Raw genomic sequence first — 6,000 nt, forward strand, 5'->3', positions numbered from 1 at the left:
CCTCCATGGTTGAAATATTGGTTAATTCCTGTGGTGATACAACATCTAAAAGTATACCATGATGTTTTGGGTTAGGACGCCTAGCTTGCTGGAGGCAACCGCCAATCGCAGCATCCCCCTTTATCCTGACCCTTAACGGTGCCAGAGAAACTGGATCAGAAGCTGATCGACCTGTGCGTTATCGTGGAGCTTGCTATGTTGGGCCTCGGCGCCCACGATTCGGTGTTCTTGGTAAGTCGCCGCACGTTGCTTAACCAGGTACTTGAGCGACTGAGACGAGGCATTGCTGACGCGTCCGTCGGAATGGGTGCCATTGTTTAAGTCCCCGAAGATATTGAGCACTTGAACCTGCCGTGGGAATCGTTGGCGTAGTGCCAGCAATTGTTGATAATTATGATCCATTTTGTTGGGTTTTCCCGCCGACGATAACGTCATCCGGTTAGGTTCGTCGTTGACCCCTAGAATGCCGTTGAAGTGGCCGGCAATGTCGACCTCTTTTTGGAGTTGAGGTAAGTGGCGGTTCTGACCGTTCGCCAGTAGGTAGTAGACGATGGCCATGTTTCCCATGGAGTGGCCGACGACGTTAAATTTTGTAATGTGATAGGACTTCTGCAGGCCAGTAATCACGCGTTTGGCCCAGGTAGCATCCTGGGGATAATCGCTGTTGCGGTTGTCCGTGAATTGAACGGCGACCAGGGGATGATGATCTCCCGGCTTAAACTGACCGCGCCAAGTGACGTGACCGTTTTTGGCCACGGTAGCCCGCAGAATGGTACGGGTTACTCCGGCCGACTTAGCGGCGTTGATCATATGCATCTCGGCATTGGCACTGCTACCGTAACCGTGAAAGAAAAGTGTGGGAACGTAGCTAGCACCATAACTCTGGTGAACATCTTTAACCGGTTGATTGCTGGCCCGGCTACACCCACTCAATATCAGCAGTCCCATGATGAGACTGAACCAAATCCCCTTTTTAAATCGCATGTTATCTCCCCTAATCAGCATCTGATTTTGGCCCATTTGCAATGAGCTTTTCTTCCATGATAACTCATCACCAGTTTTTCCAAGTCATCGCGGTTTGACGCAGCTAAGAAAAACGGTAAAAACTAACCAGTCCCCGGTAAAGTGTGTTTCAAGCCTTTACTGGGGACTGGTTAGTTTAAAGTTGAAGCCTGCTGATGGCACTAAAAGGTCGTCACCTGGACCTCATTTCCGTGGTGTCGTAGTAGCGCAATTAGGTCCTGAGTCTGTAGCCAAACTGTCGCAGTATTCTCATTAGGGTGGACACCAACTAGGCCCGTGGGACCAAATTCTCGATCTAGGTAAACCACTACGCGGTGCGCCGTATCGTTTAAAACGCCCAGTGGTGTGACCGCACCGGGGATAGCGCCCAGATAAGTCATCAGTTCTTCCGGTGATGCAAAAGTCAGACGCCGGGTGTGTTGGGCTTGGCGGAATTGTTTGAGATCAACACGCTTATCTCCGTGTATCACGAGCAAATAGTAGTGGGTTTTAGTCGTGTCTCTGATCAACAGGTTCTTGGCTTCTGCTTCCGGATGCGGTAAAGCTAACCGTTGAGCGTCTGTCATGTTGAACACGGCGGGATGCGTCACGACCTCGTAGGGAATCTGGTACTTCTCAAGGTAGTGGTAAGTTTCTAATTTAGTTAATGGGCCGATTTTGACCATCTCCTACCAGTTGATGATTGCTTATCAGGCGGCGCAGAATTTCTTGCGTAATGGGTGTCATTTGTGCGGGTAACGCAGTGAGGTCAAAGAAGCGACTGGTTCTAGTTTCATCGCTGCTTCCCGGCGTACCGGTCGCTTGGAGTTGATAAACGGCCGTGGACGAATCAATCTGGTCGCCGTTGGGGTACTGATACTGACACCCGGTACCACTGACCACCGTGAGCAGGTTCGGAGCTTGGCCCAATAAGCCCGTTTCTTCGTGTAATTCGCGCATTGCGGTGGTTTCCAATGATTCGTTGAGTTCCTTAGACCCCGCCGGTAGTCCCCAGAGGTGATTGTCGCGCCGGTCGACTAGGAGCAATTGGTTTTGCCGTAAGACCACCGCAGCGGCTCCAATGACCACTAGTGGTTGAGAACCCACCGTCTTCCGTAAGTTTGTGACGTATCCCATAAGCTCACCTTCCTTATACGTTTCAGTATAACAGAGATGGTAAATCCTGTTAGCTTCGAAAGTAACCCATGCCCAAGCATTTCCCCATCGCGAGTTAATAAGGAACGTTATTAGAAGCTAACCGGAGTTCCACGATACGAGAGTGTTCGGGTTGTTCGCAGACACTGACCAGGGCCGCCCCCACGTCTTCAGGGGTCAGAAAGCCCGATTGAGCAACTTCAGCGGACGTCCGACCGTGGCCCACCTCGAATTCAGTTGCGCCGGCATGGGGGCAGAAGACGCAGGTCCGAATCCCCTGCGGCAGGAGTTCGTGGTCTAGAGCTTGGCCCAACCCACGTAGGGCAAACTTGCTACAGGTGTACGCTGCTTCTTCAGCGTGTCCCTTGATTCCCGTGACCGAGGACACCAGAATCAGTTGCCCCGAATGTTGCTTAATCATCTGGGGTACCGCAAACTTAGTAAAGGCAAAGGCACTCCGGACGTTGGTACCCATAACCAGGTCAAAATCCGCCATGGGTGTATCCACGAGTTTTTAGACCCGTCCGATTCCCGCATTGTTGACCAAAATATCTAAACGACCAAATTGTTCTAAAGTAAAGGCAACGGCCCCCTGCGCCGTCGCAGTCTTACGGGCATCCCCCACATAGTAGGCCGCTGAAGTCCCTAGCTTTTGGCATTCGGCGACGAGTTGCTGAAGCCGGGCTTCCCGCCGGGCGGTCACCACGATGCGATACCCGGCTTGGGCCATCGCAAGTGTCGTTCCCCAGCCAAAGCCAGAACTAGCCCCCGTAATCAAAGCAACTTTAGAATCTTGATGAGTCATTGTCATTAGCGTTCACTCCTTTCTTCAAACGTACAACTTGAACATTGGTTTAAGTCAACCATCAATTTGGGGCTTGACTTAAACCTGTGTTCAAGTCCTAAACTAGACTTGTGTTCAATGAAAGGTATTTAGCGGTGGCTAAGACTTGGCTAAGCACTGAAACTTCCGCGGAACTCGGCGCGGTTGCCAGTACGGAAAGTAGACGTTTACTTAGATAGCACGAGAGGTTGCGTAGCTCGCTCCCTATGGGCAGTTAAATCTCTTAGCTATGGGTCAATTTTCTGCGGTTGAGTTAAAGTTAACGTAAAGTCAAAGAAAGGACCTAAACGATATGACAACGGAACTCGAGAAACTAGACCGGGGTGAATGGTATCACTTTCTTGACGCCGGCGTGGCGAAACGTAAGGCGCGTGCGGCCCAACTTTGCCAAGAATTTAATGCGATCCCAGCAACGGAGCCCGAACGTCAGACGGCCAAAATTAAGGAAATCCTAGGGTCAACTGGGCAACACGTATCGGTACAAGCGACCTTCAATTGCGATAATGGGCGCAACATCCACGTCGGGGAAAACTTCCTTAGTAATTACAACCTGACCATTCTCGATATTGCGCCAGTGCGAATTGGTCGCAACGTGATGATTGGCCCTAACGTAGATATCTATACAGTCAACCACGCGCTCAGCGTTGCTGGTCGGCGCCAGAACTTGGCCCAAGGTCATCCGGTCACCATTGGCAATGACGTGTGGGTTGGCGGTAAAGTCACGATCAATCCTGGAGTGACCATCGGCAACAACGTGGTGGTGGCCTCGGGAGCCGTTGTGACTAAGGACATCCCCGATAACGTTTTAGTTGGAGACGTGCCCGCAAGAATCATTCGGCCCCTTAGTCCTGATCAGGAGGAAGCCTAATGTATAGTATCGGAGACGTCGCCAAGATGATGAACATTAGCACTTCAGCGCTGCGGTTCTACGATCGTCAGGGCCTACTCCCCTTTGTCGAACGGAACCAGGCGGGCCGACGAACCTTTAAGCCCAACGATTTAAACTTTATTGAAGTCATTGACTGCCTGAAGAAAAGCGGGGTTCCGGTTAAAAATATTGCCAGTTTTATTCAGCTTTGTATGGCGGGTGATGGTACCCTAAAGGAACGTTACGACTATCTCGACCACCAGGAGGCCGTGCTCACGGATAAGATTCAAGCCATGCAGGCGCAACTCGATTTTCTGCGGTACAAAAAGTGGTACTACAAGACGGCTGTGGAGGCGGGCACCGAAGCGGTTCACTTCCTGCCACAGACCCACGCGGTCGACCCTGAGACCAAAGCGCAATACCAACGAGCCCGTCAGAATGCTACGGATCTGCACCAACTGATCGATTTACCGAACCAGTCCACCTCCCAAGATCAGCCGGACTAGGCCCATTACAAGTTAAACGCACATCAAAGAGGACCCCTCTCAATCACGAGATGGGTCCTCCTTTTAGGTTAAATTACTGACGAGTTCGACGATACAGTCCCAGATAGGCGCTGGTCATGACCAACGTGACCCCTAAGATGTAGATGGGGAGCGTGGTGATTCGGCCGTTATGCAACCAGCTCATCAAGTAGGTCAACGCACTGATAGCTAAATAATAGGCCAGGCTAAACCAACCGCTGGCGCTACCCATGACCGATTCATACCCAATCAAGGCCCGGTTTAAGGCCGTGGGTAACGTGACGTTTAGCCCCAGGAAAACCAAGAAGATGCAGCTCAGCATTCCGGGCACCAGGGCGAAATGGGCCGTAGCCACCAACCCTAGTGACGCGAGGCAACTGACCCCTAACCCGCCCAGTGCGACTTGCATGGACGACCAATACGCCACCAATCGATTAACCAGGATGGCCCCCAGCAGACTGGCCGCAGCCAGTAACAGGCCTAAGCGACCATAGGCTAACGCGGAGAAACCGAAATGGCTTTCGAAGATGAACGGGGCTTCCGCGTAGTAACTAAATAGAATGCCGTTGATGCCACTGATCAATAAGCCGTAGACCCATACAGTTGGATCGGTCCCCAGTCGCTTGAGCACTTGGGCCTGTTGACGCCACGAGGCAACCTGGACCGTCGTGGGACGCGTTTCCGGTAACCGGGCCCCCGCATAAAGGAGGCAGGCTATCGCCAAGATAACCAGTACGGAAAAGACGTGGTGGTACCCGAAATGGGTCTGGACCGCCCCACCGATCAGCGGTCCCAGTGCGGGTGAGAGTGCCATAGCGGCACTAACGTTAGCAAAGACTTTCGCGCCAGTTATGCCGGTGAAGCTTTCGCGCATGATGGTCTGGGTGACCACGGAGCCAGCGCTCGCCCCGAAGGCTTGAATCAACCGGCACCCCAGAAGCCAAGTGAAGTTAGGACTGATTAGGAGGCCTAAGTTGCCGATCAAGTAAATGATGAGTCCTCCCAGCATGGCGGGTCGGCGTCCCTGACTGTCAGCGAATTGTCCCCAGCAAAGCACGCCCAGGGCAAACGCCACAAAGTAGACGCTTAAGGTTAGCTGACTGCGCCCCGCACTAACGCGTAGTGCGTGACTGAGAGCGGGCAAGATGGGGGTAAAGATGGATTCACTGATTTGGGGAAACCCAACCAGGGTGATGAGTAAGCCTAAGGATGGTCGTTGTTTTTGGACGTTTTTCATGTGTCATTCTCCTGTAAGTTTAAGAATTTGAGGAAAAACGTCCGGTCCCCTCTACGGCTACGCACACAAGAATTTGATCGTATGCCATGTGCCGTCACCTCATTTCTGATAGCGTCATGTTACGGGAAAATTAGTCAGTTGTCAAAACTATTTCCAAATGGTAGGTAAAACGGGACTTGTGAGAGTTGCTTGATTAGCGTAAAATGAGAAAATAATTAAAAAATATTAATTAAGCGAGGAGCTTGCACTTATGGATATCTGGGAACAACTCTATACGGCGGCCAAACCCCTGTACCATCCTGAAGAAGTCAACGACCTGAATTATTCATACCTTTCAAAAAAGTCGTCAGTTTTCATGTTTTTCAAAAAC

6 protein-coding genes and 1 pseudogene are annotated in these 6,000 nt (G+C 51.5%); 2 read left to right on the plus strand and 5 right to left on the minus strand.

Annotated elements, in window-relative coordinates; genetic code table 11:
• Window positions 1–132: 132 nt before the first annotated feature.
• From FD30_RS00390 to FD30_RS00405, 4 genes and pseudogenes are all read right to left on the minus strand, one after another.
• On the minus strand, window positions 133–984 hold the full coding sequence (locus FD30_RS00390) for an alpha/beta hydrolase (protein WP_056943444.1): 852 nt from the start codon (window positions 982–984) through the stop codon (window positions 133–135).
• A 200-nt stretch (window positions 985–1,184) separates the two neighbouring features.
• A complete protein-coding gene (locus FD30_RS00395; protein WP_056943445.1) occupies window positions 1,185–1,688 on the minus strand; it encodes a prolyl-tRNA synthetase associated domain-containing protein in 504 nt (167 codons plus the stop codon).
• Entirely contained in the window at window positions 1,663–2,139 is a 477-nt protein-coding gene (locus FD30_RS00400; RefSeq protein WP_056943446.1) for an NUDIX domain-containing protein, read from the minus strand. Before FD30_RS00400 ends, FD30_RS00395 begins: the two co-directional genes overlap by 26 nt.
• Before the next feature lie 94 nt (window positions 2,140–2,233).
• Window positions 2,234–2,968: pseudogene (locus FD30_RS00405) on the minus strand (SDR family oxidoreductase).
• 325 nt (window positions 2,969–3,293) lie between these two features.
• On the opposite strand from FD30_RS00405, the gene FD30_RS00410 reads away from it, so the two are divergent.
• Window positions 3,294–3,869, plus strand: a complete 576-nt coding sequence (locus FD30_RS00410; RefSeq protein WP_056943447.1) for a sugar O-acetyltransferase — start codon at window positions 3,294–3,296, stop codon at window positions 3,867–3,869.
• On the plus strand, window positions 3,869–4,375 hold the full coding sequence (locus FD30_RS00415) for a MerR family transcriptional regulator (protein WP_056943448.1): 507 nt from the start codon (window positions 3,869–3,871) through the stop codon (window positions 4,373–4,375). The genes FD30_RS00410 and FD30_RS00415 overlap by 1 nt, the downstream gene beginning before the upstream one ends.
• A gap of 73 nt (window positions 4,376–4,448) precedes the next feature.
• Here FD30_RS00415 and FD30_RS00420 read toward each other — a convergent pair whose 3' ends face one another.
• Complete coding sequence (locus FD30_RS00420; protein ID WP_056943449.1) at window positions 4,449–5,630, minus strand: multidrug effflux MFS transporter; 1,182 nt, start codon at window positions 5,628–5,630, stop codon at window positions 4,449–4,451.
• Between the last annotated feature and the right edge of the window lie 370 nt (window positions 5,631–6,000).

The organism is Levilactobacillus namurensis DSM 19117, from assembly GCF_001434785.1.
Taxonomy (GTDB): domain Bacteria; phylum Bacillota; class Bacilli; order Lactobacillales; family Lactobacillaceae; genus Levilactobacillus; species Levilactobacillus namurensis.